This window comes from Paraburkholderia antibiotica, from assembly GCF_012927125.1.
Classification (GTDB): Bacteria; Pseudomonadota; Gammaproteobacteria; order Burkholderiales; family Burkholderiaceae; genus Paraburkholderia; species Paraburkholderia antibiotica.
The window spans coordinates 24,518-41,299 of record NZ_JABBFZ010000001.1 but is presented as its reverse complement, the minus strand read 5'-3'; the positions used below and the strand labels follow the sequence as shown (position 1 = coordinate 41,299).

Annotated in this window: 14 protein-coding genes; 9 read left to right on the top strand and 5 right to left on the bottom strand. The window is 65.2% G+C overall.

Going from position 1 to position 16,782, the window contains the following annotated elements; genetic code table 11:
• The first annotated feature begins 156 nt into the window (after positions 1 to 156).
• Both HHL14_RS00185 and HHL14_RS00180 read left to right on the top strand, forming a co-directional pair.
• Positions 157 to 999, top strand: a complete 843-nt coding sequence (locus tag HHL14_RS00185) for a hypothetical protein (RefSeq protein WP_169495589.1) — start codon at positions 157 to 159, stop codon at positions 997 to 999.
• Between the two features lie 328 nt (positions 1,000 to 1,327).
• Positions 1,328 to 1,801 carry a hypothetical protein gene (locus tag HHL14_RS00180; RefSeq protein ID WP_169495588.1) on the top strand — a complete coding sequence of 158 codons (474 nt, stop codon included), beginning with the start codon at positions 1,328 to 1,330 and terminating at the stop codon, positions 1,799 to 1,801.
• Between the two features lie 118 nt (positions 1,802 to 1,919).
• Here the strand turns inward: HHL14_RS00180 and HHL14_RS00175 are convergent, their stop codons facing one another.
• Complete coding sequence (locus HHL14_RS00175; RefSeq protein ID WP_169495587.1) at positions 1,920 to 2,765, bottom strand: aldo/keto reductase; 846 nt, start codon at positions 2,763 to 2,765, stop codon at positions 1,920 to 1,922.
• A 245-nt stretch (positions 2,766 to 3,010) separates the two neighbouring features.
• Between HHL14_RS00175 and HHL14_RS00170 the strand changes: the two genes are divergently transcribed.
• Positions 3,011 to 3,757, top strand: coding sequence for a GntR family transcriptional regulator (locus HHL14_RS00170; RefSeq protein ID WP_169495586.1), 747 nt, complete (start codon positions 3,011 to 3,013; stop codon positions 3,755 to 3,757).
• Positions 3,758 to 3,997: 240 nt separating this feature from the next.
• On the opposite strand, the gene HHL14_RS00165 is transcribed toward HHL14_RS00170, so the two are convergent.
• Complete coding sequence (locus tag HHL14_RS00165; RefSeq protein ID WP_169496267.1) at positions 3,998 to 5,461, bottom strand: CoA transferase; 1,464 nt, start codon at positions 5,459 to 5,461, stop codon at positions 3,998 to 4,000.
• 126 nt (positions 5,462 to 5,587) lie between these two features.
• On the opposite strand from HHL14_RS00165, the gene HHL14_RS00160 reads away from it, so the two are divergent.
• Complete coding sequence (locus tag HHL14_RS00160) at positions 5,588 to 6,829, top strand: citrate/2-methylcitrate synthase (RefSeq protein WP_169495585.1); 1,242 nt, start codon at positions 5,588 to 5,590, stop codon at positions 6,827 to 6,829.
• A gap of 73 nt (positions 6,830 to 6,902) precedes the next feature.
• Here HHL14_RS00160 and HHL14_RS00155 read toward each other — a convergent pair whose 3' ends face one another.
• Entirely contained in the window at positions 6,903 to 7,208 is a 306-nt protein-coding gene (locus HHL14_RS00155; RefSeq protein WP_169495584.1) for a DUF2917 domain-containing protein, read from the bottom strand.
• A gap of 200 nt (positions 7,209 to 7,408) precedes the next feature.
• On the opposite strand from HHL14_RS00155, the gene HHL14_RS00150 reads away from it, so the two are divergent.
• The 3 genes from HHL14_RS00150 to HHL14_RS00140 all read left to right on the top strand — a co-directional run bounded on the left by HHL14_RS00150 (position 7,409) and on the right by HHL14_RS00140 (position 11,989).
• Positions 7,409 to 8,827, top strand: a complete 1,419-nt coding sequence (locus HHL14_RS00150; protein ID WP_169495583.1) for an aminotransferase-like domain-containing protein — start codon at positions 7,409 to 7,411, stop codon at positions 8,825 to 8,827.
• A 129-nt stretch (positions 8,828 to 8,956) separates the two neighbouring features.
• On the top strand, positions 8,957 to 10,417 hold the full coding sequence (gene mdtD, locus HHL14_RS00145; RefSeq protein ID WP_169495582.1) for a multidrug transporter subunit MdtD: 1,461 nt from the start codon (positions 8,957 to 8,959) through the stop codon (positions 10,415 to 10,417).
• Positions 10,418 to 10,714: 297 nt separating this feature from the next.
• Positions 10,715 to 11,989, top strand: a complete 1,275-nt coding sequence (locus HHL14_RS00140) for an EAL domain-containing protein (RefSeq protein ID WP_169496266.1) — start codon at positions 10,715 to 10,717, stop codon at positions 11,987 to 11,989.
• Here the strand turns inward: HHL14_RS00140 and HHL14_RS00135 are convergent.
• Positions 11,945 to 13,090: a sigma-70 family RNA polymerase sigma factor gene (locus HHL14_RS00135; RefSeq protein WP_169495581.1), complete on the bottom strand. Its 1,146-nt coding sequence runs from the start codon at positions 13,088 to 13,090 to the stop codon at positions 11,945 to 11,947. The two genes, HHL14_RS00140 and HHL14_RS00135, sit on opposite strands and share 45 nt — an antisense overlap.
• A 275-nt stretch (positions 13,091 to 13,365) precedes the next feature.
• Between HHL14_RS00135 and clpP the strand changes: the two genes are divergently transcribed.
• Together clpP and HHL14_RS00125 are read left to right on the top strand one after the other, a co-directional pair.
• Positions 13,366 to 14,022: an ATP-dependent Clp endopeptidase proteolytic subunit ClpP gene (gene clpP, locus HHL14_RS00130; RefSeq protein WP_169496265.1), complete on the top strand. Its 657-nt coding sequence runs from the start codon at positions 13,366 to 13,368 to the stop codon at positions 14,020 to 14,022.
• A 131-nt stretch (positions 14,023 to 14,153) separates the two neighbouring features.
• On the top strand, positions 14,154 to 15,728 hold the full coding sequence (locus HHL14_RS00125) for an NYN domain-containing protein (protein WP_169495580.1): 1,575 nt from the start codon (positions 14,154 to 14,156) through the stop codon (positions 15,726 to 15,728).
• 456 nt (positions 15,729 to 16,184) lie between these two features.
• On the opposite strand, the gene HHL14_RS00120 is transcribed toward HHL14_RS00125, so the two are convergent.
• Complete coding sequence (locus tag HHL14_RS00120) at positions 16,185 to 16,739, bottom strand: glycine zipper family protein (RefSeq protein WP_169495579.1); 555 nt, start codon at positions 16,737 to 16,739, stop codon at positions 16,185 to 16,187.
• Positions 16,740 to 16,782 lie beyond the last annotated feature (43 nt).

The window sequence follows — 16,782 nt, the reverse complement described above, 5'->3', positions numbered from 1 at the left end:
TGGCGCGAGATCGCGCGATCAGCACGCGAGCGACACGCGGACTGCTTCGACGAGAACTCGGGGTGCGACAAGACCCGCCTGCAGACAGGTCGGCCGCCGCTGGAGCAACTTGCGAAGATGGCAGCGAGGCACCGTCGTTCGCTCGGGAGAAGCGCGATGAAGACCACAACATTCAATCAGTACTACTGCGGGGTAAGGCGCTGGGCGGTGATCGTCGCGGGAGTGACGGCGCTCGCGACCGAAGTCGGATACGCGGCATCGACCGACGTGATCCCGCAATGGATGGTGCTCGCCGCCGCGACCGAGCCCGCACCCGCCGGCTCGGCGCCGCAGCAGCTGGCGCAGAACGATGGCGCGGCCATGGGCACCGAGGCCACCGCGCCGACCGCCGCCGACGACGCGTCCGCGATATTCGCGCCGGCCGGCTGCACCAGCCTCGGCCTGACCGGCTGCGGACGGTTGGGCGGCGGCAGCGGCAACGGCGGCGCGGCAGGTGCGGCCAATAGCGGCGGTGGCGCCAGCGGCAATGCCGGCACCGGTGCGGCGGGTTCGAGCAGTGGCAGCGGTAGCAGTTCGGGGGCGAGCGGTAGAGGAGGCAGCAGTAGCGGCGGTGGCGGAGGCAGCAGTAGTGGTGGAAGCAGCAGTGGCGGGAGCAGTAGCGGTGGAAGCAGTAGTGGCGGAAGCAGCAGCGGTGGAAGCAGCAGCGGTGGAAGCAGCAGTGGCGGAAGCAGCAGCGGTGGAAGCAGTAGTGGCGGAAGCAGCAGCGGAGGTGGAAGCAGCGGCAGCAGCGGGAGCGGCGGCTGCGGTTGCGGAGGCTCCAGCGGCGGCCCGGGCAGTGGCGGCAAAGGTGGTGGTTTCGGCGGTGGCTTTGGCGGTGGGAAAGGCGGCGGCTTCGGTGGCGGGTTCGGCGGAGGCTTTGGCGGAGGCTTCGGCGGCGGTCACGGAGGCAAGGGTGGTGGCAGCGGCGGCAATGGCAACGGCGGTGGGAACGGGCACTAGGCATCGCCCGCGTCTTAGGTAGGGGGCCCCCGCGCCCTACCCGTCGACGGCATGTACCGGCATACTGTCCGCTATCCGCCGGCAACGGCGGTGACGTCCCGATCCCCCGGTCGGGCGTCACCGCCCGAGGCCGGTCGGAGCGGCCCGCGCGCCTCCGGCGAGCGCGCTGACGGAGTGACGCGAGAACGCATCGGACGCTTTTCGCGCCGTCACGCGCACCGCCCTACGCGCGGCGGGAACACAACCCCCATTGCGTGCGAGTGTTATGGAACCAATCCGAGACGACCGCCTCATATCAGATTCAACGTTCGATATGAGGGCCCACAACATGCAACGAAATGTCCCCCCCTCCGCGACCCGCACGGCTGCCGCCGTGCTGATGGCTGCCGCGCTGGGCCTCGCATCGCTCGCCAATGCGCAAACGCCGGCGCCCACTACGCCGCAGCCGTTGCCGCAAACCATGTCACAGGCCGCACCACCGGTCGATCCAACCTTCTCCGCCTACTCGCTGCTGCAAACCTGCAAGCAGCGCAACGACAACGTCGCGCAAGGTCAATGCGTCGGCGCGATCCGCGGCATCATCCACGGTTATCAGTACGGCGTGCTGTTCCTCAGCCAGCGCGCACCGTTGCCGCCGAACGAAACCCAACGCGTGTCGCTCTGTCTGCGCGACGTGCCGGTATCGACAATCGTTGACAATTTCGTCGCCGACGCCGCCCAGGTCGACACCGACTCCCTCCAGCACACGCCCGCCGAAGTCGCGGTGCTCGGCTCGGTGCATCTGCATCACGCCTGCACCTGAGCCACATCTGGCGGCCTGATGGCTTGACGGCGTGTGCTTCACGCCGTCTGCCTGAGCGCCTCGCGCGCCGCCGCGCCACCTATCGCGGCGGCCGCGCTTTCATCGATCATCATCCGGATCACAACATTTCGAGCGGGCGTTTGCCGCGCGGCGGTTTGAAGTAGCCGTCGAGCGCGGCGAATTCGCCGGCTTCGAGCCGCAATTGCGCGGCGCGATGGTTATCGCGCACGTGCTCGATGCGACCCGACTTCGGAATCGCGCAGACGCCGGGCTTGCCGAGCACCCAGGCGAGCGCGACCTGAAACACCGACACACCGCGCGCGTCGGCGATATCGTCGAGCGGCGAGCGCTTCGGCAGGCGCGCATGATCGACCGGGCTGTACGCCATCGCCGGCATGCCGCGCGCGGCGAGCCACGGCAGCAGATCGAACTCGGGACCGCGCCGCGCGACGTTGTAGAGAATCTGATTCGTCGCGCATGCATCGCCGCCCGGCGTCGCGACGAGTTCTTCCATATCGTCGGTGTCGAAATTGCTCACGCCCCAGTGACGGATCTTGCCCGCGCGACGCAGTGCCTCGAACGCGTCGACGGTTTCCGCGAGCGGCACCGAGCCGCGCCAGTGCAGCAGGTACAGATCGAGCCGATCCGTCTTCAGCCGCTTGAGACTCTGCTCGCATGCGGCGATCACGCCGCGTCGGCTGGCGTTGTGCGGATAGACCTTGCTGACCAGAAACACCTGGTCGCGCAGACCGGCAAGCGCTTCGCCGAGCAGCGACTCGGTCGCGCCGTCGCCGTACATTTCGGCGGTGTCGATCAACGTCATGCCGAGTTCGACGCCGCAGCGCAACGCGGCGATTTCCGCCGCGCGCCGCGACACCTGTTCGCCCATCTCCCACGTGCCCTGCCCCAATGCCGGAATGCGCTCGCCGCCGGGCAGGCTCACGCTTGCGATATCGCTCGTCATGCTGACTCCTCGAAGTGGCTCGGTTCAATGCGCTGCGGTACCGTCGATGCCGCCGATGCCGCCGCCGGCGGTCGGCTCGCGCGGAGGCGCCGCAACATGACGCACAACCCAACGCACGCAACGAAAAAACATAGCGACGAGTGTAGCGGCTCGACAGCGCGGCGACGATGCGTTTGACAAAAGCCGGCTATAACGCGGCGCGCCGATGTTCTAGAATTGCCGCTTGCCTATCTTGCGTGAGCCCCATGACCTCTGCCTCGGAAGACCGCTGGCGCGACCTGCGCCCGGACCCGGAAAACGACACGCCGCTCTATCTGCAACTCGCCCGCAAGCTCGGCAGCGCGATCCACGAAAACCGCTGGAACGCCGGCGAGGCGCTGCCGTCGGAGCGAGTGCTGTCGGAAGCGCTCGGCGTGTCGCGCATCACCTCGCGCAAGGCGATTGCGCTGCTGGTCGAGCAGGGCCTGATTCGCCGCACTCAGGGCGCGGGCAGCTTCATCACGCCGCGTTACGAAGATCCGCTTTCGCGCCTGTCGAGCTTCAGCGAGATGCTGCGGCGGCGCGGCTTCACGCCGAGTTCGCAGTGGCTGTCGCGCGAGATTTCGCCGGCCAATCGCGACGAGGTGATCCAGCTGGGTCTGTCGCCGGCCGCGGCGGTCACGCGCCTGCGACGGCTGCGGCTCGCCGACGGCATCGTGATGGCCGTCGAGAACTCGACGTTTCCCGCGGCGGTGATCCCCGATCCGCAGGCGATCGGCGATTCGCTGTACACGTATCTGGAGAATCGCGGACTGACGATCGTGCGCGCGCTGCAGCATTTTCGGGCGGTCAATGCCAGCGACGAGATCGCGCAGCAGATGAGCATCGCGCCGAACGAAGCGCTGCTGCTGATTACGCGGGTCGGCTACACGGCCGATCAGCGGGCGATCGAGTTGACGGATACGTATTGCCGCAATGATTACTACGATTTTGTGGCGGAGTTGAGGAAGTAGGCGAGGTGGCGGTTGGGTGGGATTGGCGGGCGTGGGATTGCTCGGCTGGCGGCGTCGGCGCTGGTGGATTGCACGAGGCTGCTTTGGCCCACGCATATCTCCACAACGGTTACTACGACGCCGGCGCGGCGTTACGGAAGTCGCCGAAGCGATGAGACAGGCAGCACCGGCTGCTGACGGATGGCCCGAAACCGCGTTGCCGAATCACCGCGCCAACGCCCACCACCCACTCACAGTCGATCACAGCCACCTGGCCTCGTGCGCGCCCACTCGCGTCGGCGGCAACGCGTAAAACGCCGGCGTCTCCTCCAGTTCCTCCGCCGGCTGCACGGCCAGCACCCGCCCGAATTCCGACGGCACGCTTGCGACGCAATCGCGTACCTCGTCGAGCGACACGTCCGGCACCTGCTGCCCATCGGCCACCAATCCAAACGATTGCAGCCAGCGCCCCGTCTGCGCGAGCGATACCTTCACATGCCAGCTGCCGCCCTCGCGGGCCCGGCGCGCGAGCGCGACCATCGCGGCAAACGCGGCCAGGTAGCCGGTCGCGTGATCGAGCGCCTGACACGGCAGATGACGCGGTTCGACTCCCCCCGCCACCGCGCGCTCGGTCCACGCGATGCCGCTCGCCGACTGCACCAGACTATCGAAGCCGCGCCGCTGCGCCCACGGCCCCGTGTCCCCATACGCGCACACCGACACATAGACGATGCCCGGCCGCAAGCGCGCGAGCTCGTCCGGGCCGAAACCGCGCGCCGCGAGCGCGCCCGGACGATAGGCCTGCAGGAACACATCGGCCTCGCGCGCGAGTTCGCGCAAGGTCGCACGGCCGGCCATGTCGCGCAAATCGACGAGCGCCGAGCGCTTGCCGCGGCTGTTGTCGATCACGAGCGGCGCGATGTTCGGCAGATGCGGCCCGTTGATCATCAGCACGTCCGCGCCGTGATGCGCGAGCGCGCGCCCTGCCACTGGTCCCGCGATGATCCGCGACAGGTCCAGCACGCGCACGCCGGCCAGCGGCCGGTCGGTGCCGACCTCCGAGCCGACCGCCGCCAGGCTGCCCGGGTTCGTGTCGCGCGGCGGCTCGGGCGGCGCGTCGCCGATGCGCTCGATTTCGAACAGCGGCATGCCCGCGAGCGCCTTCGCCTGTTCGAGCGCGGCCCATTCGTCCGGCGTGCGAATCAACGCGGCGCACAGGCCTGCGTCGGCGAGCGTGCGATCGAGCGTCGCGCCGTCCCAGTGGCGAATTGCGGCGGCCACCGCCGCGCGATCGTTTTCACAGCCGAGCACCGCAAGCACGCCTTGCAGGTGATGCGCGAAATTCGTGTGTAGTTGAATCCAGCGAGCGTCGCCGGTTTCGTAGAAGCCCGTGACCGGATCGCGCAGCACGGGCGGTGGCCCGTCGTCGACACGCAGATAGCGCTCGCTGCGAAACGCCGCCAGCGCGCGCCGCATCTGCACCGTCACGTGCTGCCGACGCCCGCTGCGCAAGCGCCAGTATTCAGCGGCGGCGAGGCCCGTCGCGGCGATGGTCGCGGACGCGAGACTGCCGACCCGGTAGACCGATGGCAGGCCCGGGTCCGGGTCCAGGTCCAGGTCCAGGTCCGCATCCCCCACTCCGCCGCTCAGCGAGACGGTGTGCAGTGCAACCGGGTCGCAACCGGCGAGGGTCCAGATATGTTTGAGGGCGAGTTCGGGCGTCATCGGATCGGGCGTGTTCGTCACGCGAGCGGAAGGAATGTGCATCGAGTCTAGAATTCCACCTTGCCGCAATCAATCTTGATTATGATAATCAACATATATTGATTTCTTCGGTTTCAATACGTTTTCATGCCCAGCCCGACTTTTCTGACCGCCGCTGAAGCCGCGGCGACACTCGGCGTCAGCGTTGCCACGCTCTACGCGTACGTGAGCCGCGGCATGCTCGGTTCGTCGCCGGATGCGCAGAGCCGGCACCGGCTCTACGATGCGGCCGAGGTGCGCCGTCTCGCGCGCCGCAAGGCCGATGGCAAGCGTGCCGGCAAAGTCGCGCAGAAGGTGCTCGACTGGGGCGTGCCGGTGCTCGAATCGTCGATCACGCTGGTCGCCGACGGCCGCCTGCTGTATCGCGGGCACGATGCGATCGAGCTGGCGCGCAGCGCATCGCTCGAAGACGTCGCGGCGCTGCTGTGGGAATGCAGCGCGCGGCGCATCGCCGACGCGCCGGCCGCGCCGCTCGCTCCCGCCCAATGGGCCGCGTGGCTGAAGCTGTGGAGCGACAGCACACCGCTCGATCGCGCGCTCGTGCTGCTGCCGGCCGCCGCCGCGCAGGTGCCACGCGTGTGGGCGCTCGGTCGCGATGCGCAACTCGATACCGCGTGCGCGGTGATGCGCTTGCTCGCCGCCGCGATGCTGCCGGCGGCGCCGTCGAACGAACCGCTGCATCGGCAGATCGCCACGGCCTGGCGGGTGCGCAACCGGCAACAAGGCGGGCTGCTGCGCGCGGCGCTGGTCGCCTGCGCGGATCACGAGTTGAATGCATCGACGTTTACGGTCCGCTGCATCACGTCGACGGGCACGCATCTGTTCGGCGCGGTCGCGGGCGGTCTCGCCGCGTTGGCCGGCCCGCGCCACGGCGGCGAGACCGTGCGCATCGCGGCGCTGCTCGACGAGGCATCGCGCGCATCCGACCTCGACCGCTATCTGGCGAACCGTCTCGCGCGCCACGAACACGGCACGCCGGGGCCGGTGCTGTCGGGCTTCGGCCATCCGCTTTATCCGGACGGCGATCCACGCGCGCGGCTGCTGTTGACGATGCTCGCCGATTGCGCGTCGGCCCGCTCGCCGCTCGATGACGTGCTAAAGCTCGCACGCGCGGTGCGCGACACGACGGGCGCGGAGCCGACGGTCGATTTTGCGTTGGCGGCAATCGAGCGCGTGCTCGGCCTGCCGACGGGCTCGGCATTCACGCTGTTCGCGGTGGGGCGAGTGGTCGGCTGGATTGCGCATGCGATGGAGCAGACCCGCGATGGACGCCTGATCCGGCCGCGGGCGCGGTATGTTGGGGAGTATGAGGCGGGGGGTGAGGGCTAGCGGCGGGAGTGTGGGCTAGCCACCGCGCCGCCCTCCCTCGCACGCTACACATGCTTCAGCTGTTGAAGACGCTTTAAACCACGCCCGGCCGACGCCCCAGCCAGCTCGACAACACCCCGCCGAATAGCGGCTTGCCCACCGTGCGCTCGGAGCCGCTCGCCAGCGCAAAACGCGCACCCGCCTGCCCCGCGCTAATCCACGCGACCGATCCGCGCGTCAACTCGATCGACTGGCCCGTTGCAAGCCAGTGATCCTCGTGCTCGCCGCCGACGGTCAGCCAGATCTCGCCCGAGATCACCTTGAAAATCGACGGACGCGCGACACGCCAGGCCGCCGCGGGCTCGCCATGTTCCAGTTCGAAAATCCGGACTTCTCGCATCGCCGTTCTCCTTCAAGAACTTTTCTGTTGTACCGATTATTGACGTGCGATGATCGGAGACCCATGCACAGTTCCGAACACTTTCAGCGGAACTGTTCAGTCAAAAAACCGAACAGTTGGCATCACCGACACGGTGCTGGCGAGTGCCGGACAAGCGTGCCGCACCGATCACGCCGCGACCGGCAAAGGAGCGCAAGCGTATGAAGCTCGATATCCAGCTCGATCGCGATAACGGCGTGCCGCTCACCGAACAGATCGTCGCGGGCGTCACCGCATGGATCCGCTCGCGCAACGCACACCCCGGCGCAAAGCTGCCGTCGATCCGTCAGTTCGCCGCCGAGTTCGGCGTGAGCCGCTTCCCGGTGATCGAGGCTTACGACAGGCTGGTCTCGCTCGGCTATGTCGACTCACGGCACGGCTCCGGCTTCTACATTGCCGATCGCCCGCCTCCGGACGTACGCTGCCAGGGCGCGTCGGACCCGCGCCGCGCCGACGTCGAATCGGGCCATCTGCTCCAGCAGTTCAACTATCCGGGCGAAATGCTCGACCTCAGCAGCGGCTTCATCCCGGCAAGCTGGCGCGACATGGACGGCATTGCGCAAGCGATCCGCCACGTGTCGCGCACCGACCCGTCGAGCATGGTCGATTACGCAACGCCGTTCGGCAATGCGGTCTTGCGCGAGCACCTGAGAAGCCGCATCGGCCAGTTGGGCATCCAGGCCGACACCTCGCAAATCCTGATCACCAACGGCGCGAGCCAGGCGTTCGATCTGCTGCTGCGCTACCTGCTCAAGCCGGGCGACACGATCTTCGTGGAAGACCCCGGGTACTACAACCTGTACGGCCTGCTTCGCTTGCACGGTATGAAGCTGGTCGGCATTCCACGCATCCGGACCGGCCCCGATCTCGACGTGATGCAGGAACAGCTCAAGCTGCATCGGCCACGGCTGCTGCTGATCAATACCGTGTTTCACAATCCGACCGGCACCAACGTCGCCCCTCAGGTTGCGTTCCGGCTGTTGCAACTCGCGCGCACGCACGGCTTCCAGATCATCGAAGACGACATCTATGCCGACCTCCAGACCGACATCACCGATCGCCTGGCCACGCTCGATCAGTTCGAACAGGTGATTTACGTGGGCGGTTTGTCGAAGACGCTGTCGTCTTCGCTACGGATCGGCTGTGTGGTGGCGAATCACGCGATCATCAAGGACCTGGTCGATATCAAGATGCTGACGAGCATAGGCGGCTCGCGCTTTGCCGAGGCGGTGGCCGTCTCGATGCTGGAGCGCGGCGCGTACCGCAAGTATCTGGAACGCCTGCGCCGACAGATGCGCGCCGCGCTCGGTTCGACCGTCCAGACGCTCGAAGACGCCGGCTGGGAAATTTTCGAGGAGCCCGTGGGCGGCAAATTCGTCTGGGCACGCGTACCGCATGTGGCGGATGCCGAGCGGCTCGTGAAATGCGGCGAGCCGCTGGGGGTGACGGTCATGCCGGGGCAACACTTCCGGCCTAATCGGGAAGTGAGTCCGTGGATCCGAATTCATGTGGCATTCGGCAACGAACCGCGGGCGCAGGCTTTTCTCCACGCGGCCGCCGCGCTGCCCGCCGATGAATAAAGGCACCTTGACGGGCAACCACGGCAACTCGTCGACGCGGACAAAATCGCCCACTGCCCGCTGCGCTGAGCCGCGCTTTTCCCTAGAATAGCGAGTCCCAGCCCGCCCCTGCGCGCCCAGCCGCTCGCCATGTCCACGACGCCGACTCAGCCCGCCCTCGCCCCCAACACCCCCTCCGGTCCTTCGGCCCGCTCGCTGACCGTGATGCTGTGGCTCGTCGCCACGGGCTTCTTCATGCAGACGCTCGACTCGACCATCGTCAACACCGCGCTCCCCGCGATGGCGACGAGTCTCGGCGAATTGCCTCTGCGCATGCAGTCGGTGGTGATTGCTTACTCGCTGACGATGGCCGTGATGATTCCCGTGTCCGGCTGGCTCGCGGACAAGCTCGGCACCCGGCGCGTGTTCTTCAGCGCGATTCTTGTGTTCGCGGTCGGCTCGCTGCTGTGCGCGAACGCGCACACGCTGAATCAGTTGGTGTTCTTCCGCATTCTGCAAGGCGTGGGCGGCGCGATGCTGCTGCCGGTCGGCCGACTCGCGGTACTCCGCACGTTTCCAGCCGAGCGTTATCTGCCGGCGTTGTCGTTCGTGGCGATTCCGGGGTTGATCGGACCGCTGATCGGCCCGACGCTCGGCGGCTGGCTCGTGAAGATCGCGTCGTGGCACTGGATCTTTCTGATTAACGTGCCGGTGGGCATCGTGGGCTGTATCGCGACGTTTATCTTCATGCCGGATAGCCGCAACGAACACACTGGCAAATTCGACCTCAGCGGCTACTTGCTGCTGGTGGTCGGCATGGTGGCGATTTCGTTCGCGCTCGACGGCCGCACCGAGTTCGGCATCCAGCACGCGACCGTGCTGGTGCTGCTGATTCTGAGCCTCGCCTGCTTTGTTGCGTATGGCTTGCACGCGGTGCGCGAGCCCGCGCCGATCTTCCCGCTCGATCTGTTCAAGATCCATACCTTCAGCGTCGGCCTGCTCGGCAATCTGTTCGCGCGGATCGGCAGCGGTTCGATGCCGTACCTGATCCCTCTGCTGTTGCAGGTGAGTCTCGGCTATAGCGCCTTCGAAGCCGGTCTGATGATGCTGCCGGTCGCAGCCGCCGGCATGGCAACCAAACGACTCGTGACGAAGCTGATCGTCAAGTACAGCTACCGACGCGTGCTGATGACCAACACGATTCTGGTCGGACTCATGATGGCCAGTTTCGCGCTGACCAGCACGGACCAGCCGCTGTGGCTGCGACTCGTGCAACTGGCGATCTTCGGCGGCGTGAACTCGATGCAGTTCACCGCGATGAATACCTTGACGCTGAAGGATCTGGGCACCGGCGGCGCAAGCAGCGGCAACAGCCTGTTCTCGCTCGTGCAGATGCTCTCGATGAGCCTCGGCGTAACCGTAGCGGGCGCATTGCTGACGACCTTCACCGGCATCATGCACCGCGTGACCTCGGCCAATTCGCTGCCCGCCTTTCACGCGACGTTCCTGTGCGTCGGCATTATCACCGCGTGCTCGTCGTGGATCTTCGCGCAGTTGTCGCCGGACATCCGGACGCCGGCGAAAAAAACCGACCCCTCCGAGCGGACCTGAGGGTTCGACGCGGCGCCACGGCGAACGCGAGCCCGTGCCGAATGTGCGCTGCAGCGTACGCCCTTGCATCGGGCCATCGACCCGCAACAGGGCGTACACCGCACCAGTGAAGTGCGAGTCGTCGCCTTCGCATCCCGGCAGGCGCACAATAGTCGCCTCGGCGTATGGCTGCCGGACGCTGAGACTGTGTTTGCATACGCGCATAGTTCTTGCTGGTCTATCTTGTAAACTCCTGATCTGCGCGTGCGAACTCGTATCGAGCCCTGCAAGCGCCGCTACTTCCACACGACCGACATGATGAGCATGATCGAACTCGATCCTCCCGGCTTTCAGCCACCACGCCCAATGGCCGGCGACGAGGGCTCGCGGCGTACCGTCCTGTATGGCGGCTACACCGTTTTCAGCGTGTTCCAGCCAGTTTTCTCGGTGTCGCACCGGCGGGCGATCGGCTACCACGCGTCGCTGCGCGCCCACGACGAACATGCACGGCAAGTCCCCTCGCACGAAGTGTTCACTCAGGCCGCCCGCCGCGGCGACCTGCTGGAACTCGGACGACTGGCCGAATCCCTGCACCTCGGCAATTTCAACGCCTTCGACAGCCACGACGAATGGCTTTTCCTGAGCCTGCATCCGGCCGCCTTGATGGACACCAGCTATGGCGACGCACTGCTTGCCGGCCTGAAGATGCTCGGTTTGCCGCCGCAACGCGTGGTGCTCGAAGTGTCCGAGCAGGCCGGCGGCGAAACGACCCGCTTTGCGGAAATCGTCGACGCGCTGCGCAAGTCCGGCTTTCTGATCGCACTTGACGGCTTCGGCGCGAAGCATTCGAACATCGACCGCGTGTGGAATCTGCGGCCGGATATCGTCACGCTCGATCGCTGCATCCTTGCTCAGGCGAGCGAACATTCGCACATCGAACGCGTGCTGCCGGGCCTCGTTTCGCTGCTGCACGAGTCCGGACAGCTGGTGCTGATGGGCGGCCTGAGCACCGAACGCGACGCGCTGATTGCGCTCGAATGCAACGTGGACTTCGTGCAGGGCGCCTTTTTCTCGGGCCCCAGCGTCGAACCGGTCAAGCCGCAAGTTGCGGCCGGCCTGATGGATTCGCTCTCCGCCGCGCTGCGCGAACGCGTTACCGCTCGCGAGAAGGCTCAGTCCGCGCGACTCGCTCCGTACGTCACCGCGCTCGAGACAGCCGCCGCCCAACTGGTTGCCGGCGAACCGATCGCACAGGCCACCGCGCCACTGCTCGCACTGGGCGAAACGGCCCGCTGCTTCGTGCTGGACGGTTCGGGCCGGCAGATCGGCGACAACGTGTTGCCGCCGGGCCGCACGTCGCAGCGCGCAAAGCGCTTCCGCCCGCTGCTGCACTCCGAAGGCGCGAGCTGGGAACGTCGCCCGTACTTCATCCAGGCGATGCGCCAACCCGGTCAGGTGCATCTGACACCACCGTATCTATCGATCAACGAAGCACACCTTTGCGTCACGGCCTCGATCGCCGCTCACACGCCGCATGGCACCCAGGTGTTATGCGTCGACATCAACTGGGAAGTCGCGGCTCACCGTAACTGAAGCGCCCGGCTGATCCTTGATCCGGGCGAGCAGTTGCCTAACGGCCTCGCGACCCAGCATCTGGTTGGCTGCCTGCAAGCGCGCAGCACTGGTCACAATGCGCACCGAGACGATTCGCGCCGAGTCGTCCGTTGCGCCATCCGTCAGCACGTCGATCACGCCGACCACGTCGCCGTCGCAGAACAACGCGATGCACAAGGCTCCGGCCATCGACACCACCTCGGCATGGCTCGCCTGGCGCGTAAGCGACGCGATCGCCCCCATCCATCCGGGGCCGCCAACGGGTTCGCACGTGTGCAGCGATTCGGTTTCGGCTGTTTGGGGCTGCGCGATGAGAGACAGGCGACAACATAAACCGGAAGGGTCGTTCACGGCGCCCTTGATCGGAGCGTATAGCGGCGCATGGGGAGGCACAGATGGATGTGCATGCGGAAGCGTATGAGCCGGAGCACCCAGCGGTCCATACAATGGCGCGTCGCTAATCAATTCGGGCTCGTCGCCGAAGAGTCGCAGCAGGCTTGCTCGATCCTGTGCTTCCAGCGCCGCTCGCAAACGCTCGACGATCCGCCCGTGTACCGCTGGATCCGGCCGTTCCAACGGTGCGCCCGCACGCCTCAAACGCGCTTTGGCCCGATGGACGATCTGCCGGCAGGCCGCCGGCGTGCGCTCAAGAATCGAGGCAATCTCCGCATAATCGCAATCGAACGCTTCATGCAGGACGAAGGCCGCGCGTTCGTCAGGCTTCAGGTGCTCCAGCAGCAGCATCACGCCATACGACATGTCCGCCGCGCGTAACGCCAGCTCCTCCGCCGATGGCGCGACCTGGTCGAGCCACGGCTCCGGTAGCCATCCGGTAGCCTGCGACGCACGCTCGCGCTGCGCGTGCCGCAGACGGTCGATTGCCGTACGCGTAGTCAATGTGGTGAGCCAGGCGGCCGGGGTTTGCACCACCTGCGTGTCGGCCAGATGCCATTTAAGCCAGACGTCCTGCACCACGTCTTCCGCTTCCGCACGGCTGCCGAGCATCCGGTACGCCAGCGCCAGCAGACGGGCGCGTGCAGCCTCGAAACTGGATGCCTTGTCGATTCCCTGTTCCGTCATGCGTAGACCTCCAGATCGTGCGTGGTGAAAAAGACGCCTGCCCACCGTAGTGCAATTGCGGTGCAGTTCAGGCGCGCCATCGTCGGCATTCCTGAGCTTGACGCCGCGGCACCTACTGATGTGACAGCGAAACACGAAAAAATTTCTGTCACACGGGCGACCGCCGCTTCGTCAAATGACCAACAACCGGCGCATGGCGCGCGCAGTTGACGAACTGGCGCCGCATGCTCATCCGCGAATGTCCCGTCATCACCCCTGTCCTGAACGAGGAGCCTATGCCTTCCAGCTATCCATCTGTCTCCAGCCTGGGTTTCGTGCCGACAGTGATCGAACAGTCCGGTCGCGGCGAACGCGCGTACGACATCTATTCCCGTCTGCTGCGCGAACGCATCGTGTTTCTGATCGGGCCGGTCAACGAACAATCCGCCAGTCTGATCGTCGCGCAACTGCTGTTTCTGGAGTCCGAGAATCCTGACAAGGATATTTCCTTTTACATCAATTCGCCGGGCGGCTCGGTATACGACGGCCTCGCGATTTACGACACCATGCAGTTCATCAAACCCGAAGTCTCGACCTTGTGCACAGGCTTTGCCGCGAGCATGGGCACGTTCCTGCTCACTGCGGGCCAACGCGGCAAACGGTATGCGCTACCGAATGCGCGAATCATGATTCACCAGCCCTCCGGCGGTGGTCAGGGCACCGCCGCGGACATCGAGATTCAGGCAAAAGAGGTGTTGTATTCGCGTGCGCGTCTGAACGCGATGATGGCCGAGCGCACCGGCCGTAGCATCGAAGACATCGCGCGCGACACCGACCGCGACAACTTCATGTCGGCGCCCGAAGCCAGAGACTATGGCTTGATCGACGCGGTGCTGGAAACGCGGGAGGCACTGAGCGGTGCAATTCGTCTTGAGAACGCGTCACGAAACTGACATGCCGTCGCTTACCGGACATTTCCGCATCCTCGTCGGTGCGACCGAGCCACAAAAGCTGCTCACCTTCGCTGGAATCGCTATCATGTCGCGATTCGTCGAGTTCGACGACCGCTTCAATGGAGAGATACATGGCGTCATCCAACGAAAACGTCAGCATGGCGCTATTCTGCGACTTCGAAAACGTCGCTCTCGGCGTACGCGACGCGAAGTACGACAAGTTCGACATCAAGCTGGTGCTCGAACGCCTGCTGCTGAAGGGCAGTATCGTCGTCAAGAAAGCGTATTGCGACTGGGACCGCTACAAGAGTTTCAAAGGGGCAATGCACGAGGCGAATTTCGAGCTGATCGAGATTCCGCACGTGCGCCAATCAGGCAAGAATTCCGCCGACATCCGGCTTGTGGTCGATGCGCTCGACCTCTGCTACACGAAATCGCACGTCAATACGTTCGTCATCATCAGTGGCGACTCGGATTTTTCGCCGCTCGTATCGAAACTGCGCGAGAACGCCAAGCAGGTGATTGGGGTCGGCGTACAGCAGTCCACGTCGGACCTGCTGATCGCAAATTGCGACGAGTTCTTCTTTTACGATGACCTCGTGCGCGAAAGCCAGCGCGCGGTCGCGAGGCGCGAGTCGTCGCGTCAGCAACCGGGCGCTCAACAAGCCGCCAAACGTGCGCCGGACGAAGAAAAGGCCCGCCCCAAGGAGGATCTCGAAAAACGCCGGAGTAAAGCGGTTGAAATTGCAGTGCAGACGTTCGATGCACTCGCGTCCGAACGCGGCGACAGCGGCAAGATCTGGGCTTCGGTGCTGAAGAACGCCATCAAGCGCCGCAAACCCGATTTCAACGAGACCTACTATGGTTTTCGCGCGTTCGGCAATCTGCTGGAAGAAGCGCAGGCGCGTGGATTGCTCGAGTTCGGTCGCGATGAAAAGTCCGGTGCGTATGTGTATCGAAGCGCGACGGCCAACGTCGCGAGCGAAGCCATCGGTGAAGCTGTCAGTGAGTCGGTCAATGAGTCCGTCGAAGCAGAGACGGCCGAACAGGCAACCGAGCACTCAAGCGACGCGCCGGCCGCGCAAGCTACGCACGCGGCGACGTCCGAGTCAGGTGGCAAGCACAAGTCGCGCCGCAAGGACCGAGGTAATCGTAAGGCGGGTCGCGGTCAGCAGGAAGCCGCTCGCGAAGAGTCCGCGTATGGCGGTTCTGCTCATGAAGCGCCAACGGCCGCCGAATCAGCTACCGCTGAACACACTGAAGAGACCGAACGAGCGAAACATGTCGAACGTGCTGAGCATATCGAGCCCATCCTGCAACAGGAAGCGCACGAGCCGGCGCCTTCCGCACATGAATTCGTTATCGGGCAGCCCGAAGCTCGCTCCTGGGCAACGGAACGACATGCCGCCGCGGAACATCTCGCCATCAGTAGCGAAAACGAACCCGGCCAGCACACGGACAACGAGCAACGCGAACAGCCGCAAAGCGCCAAAAAACGTGCGTCACGCAAACCGGCTGCGAAGAAGGTGAAGAAAAGCGCGCCGCGAACAGTCGACGAAGTCCCCGAAATCGCTGCGCCAACCGAGGGCATTGCAGCCGCGGCCAACCCGGAAGAAGTGCCTGCGGCCGCTAAAAAGGCAACGCGCAAGACAGCGTCGCGTGGTCGTCGTCCGCGCAAAGCGGCATCGTCGGACAACGTGGAATAAGCACACAACCGACATTGCTTCGATCATCAACGGAGCAAGCCAGGCGTCATCGCACGCCTGGCTGTCGCCCGGCACCCAGTGGTCACGCGATCATTCAGGCTTCCGGAGCAAAAAACGCTGAGATAGATAGTAAGCTGGCGAGCTGCATAGGCCCGCCAGCGCATCGCTCAATTTCAATCGGAAATGGTGCGAAATCGGCCTGAATTCGTCGACCGAATGGCCGCTAGCCGTCTAAACGTGGCAAGCCCTGCACGCCGCAGCCACAAGCAGTCGCCACCGCACCACCCACGTCCTCAGCAAACAAGACGCCCGACATGACATCGCTTCGCATCTGTCGGCCAGGCATCTGACGCGCCCCTCCGGAACCCAACCGTTGCAGTCAGGAGTCACAGTGCTCGCAGAGATCGACAGCCCATGCTTAACCAACATGCCCGTCGCCCCCGATGAAATCACCGCTCAGTAGTACGGATAAGGCGCATACATGACCGGCGGCGGCGCGTAGTAAGGCCGAGGCGCAACGTACACAGGCTGCGGTGCGTAATAAGGCTGAGGTTGAGGCTGGGCAATCGTATCGCCCTTCGACGTCATACATTGCGCGTAGGCGGCGTCGTAGCGCGCCTGCATGCCCGCGGCCGAATATTCGGCACCATTCGCACCGTTCGCGCTGCCGATCAGCAGGCCGCTGCCTGCGCCGATCGCCGCACCCGCGCCAGCGTTGCCTGCGGCCGCGCCAAGCAGCGCGCCGATGGCCGCGCCGCCGATCGTGCCAAGCGCCGCGCTGTTCACGCTATTGTTGGTCGCCGCTTGCGCCGCGCCGGACGGATTGGTCGAGCGGTTCGCGTAATCACGACACTCATAGTCGTTCTGCTGGAACTGGTTGAGCGGTTCGCCGCTGCGCGGCATCGCGACCACGCTCGGGCCGCTCGGAGGCACCACCGCGCAACCGCCAAGCGCAAGCGCGATGACGGCAGCGGGAATAGCCAGGCTGATCGATTTATTGCTGGAAATCATGGTCGTGCCACTTCGAAATATCGGAATCCCCACGGTAGGCTAA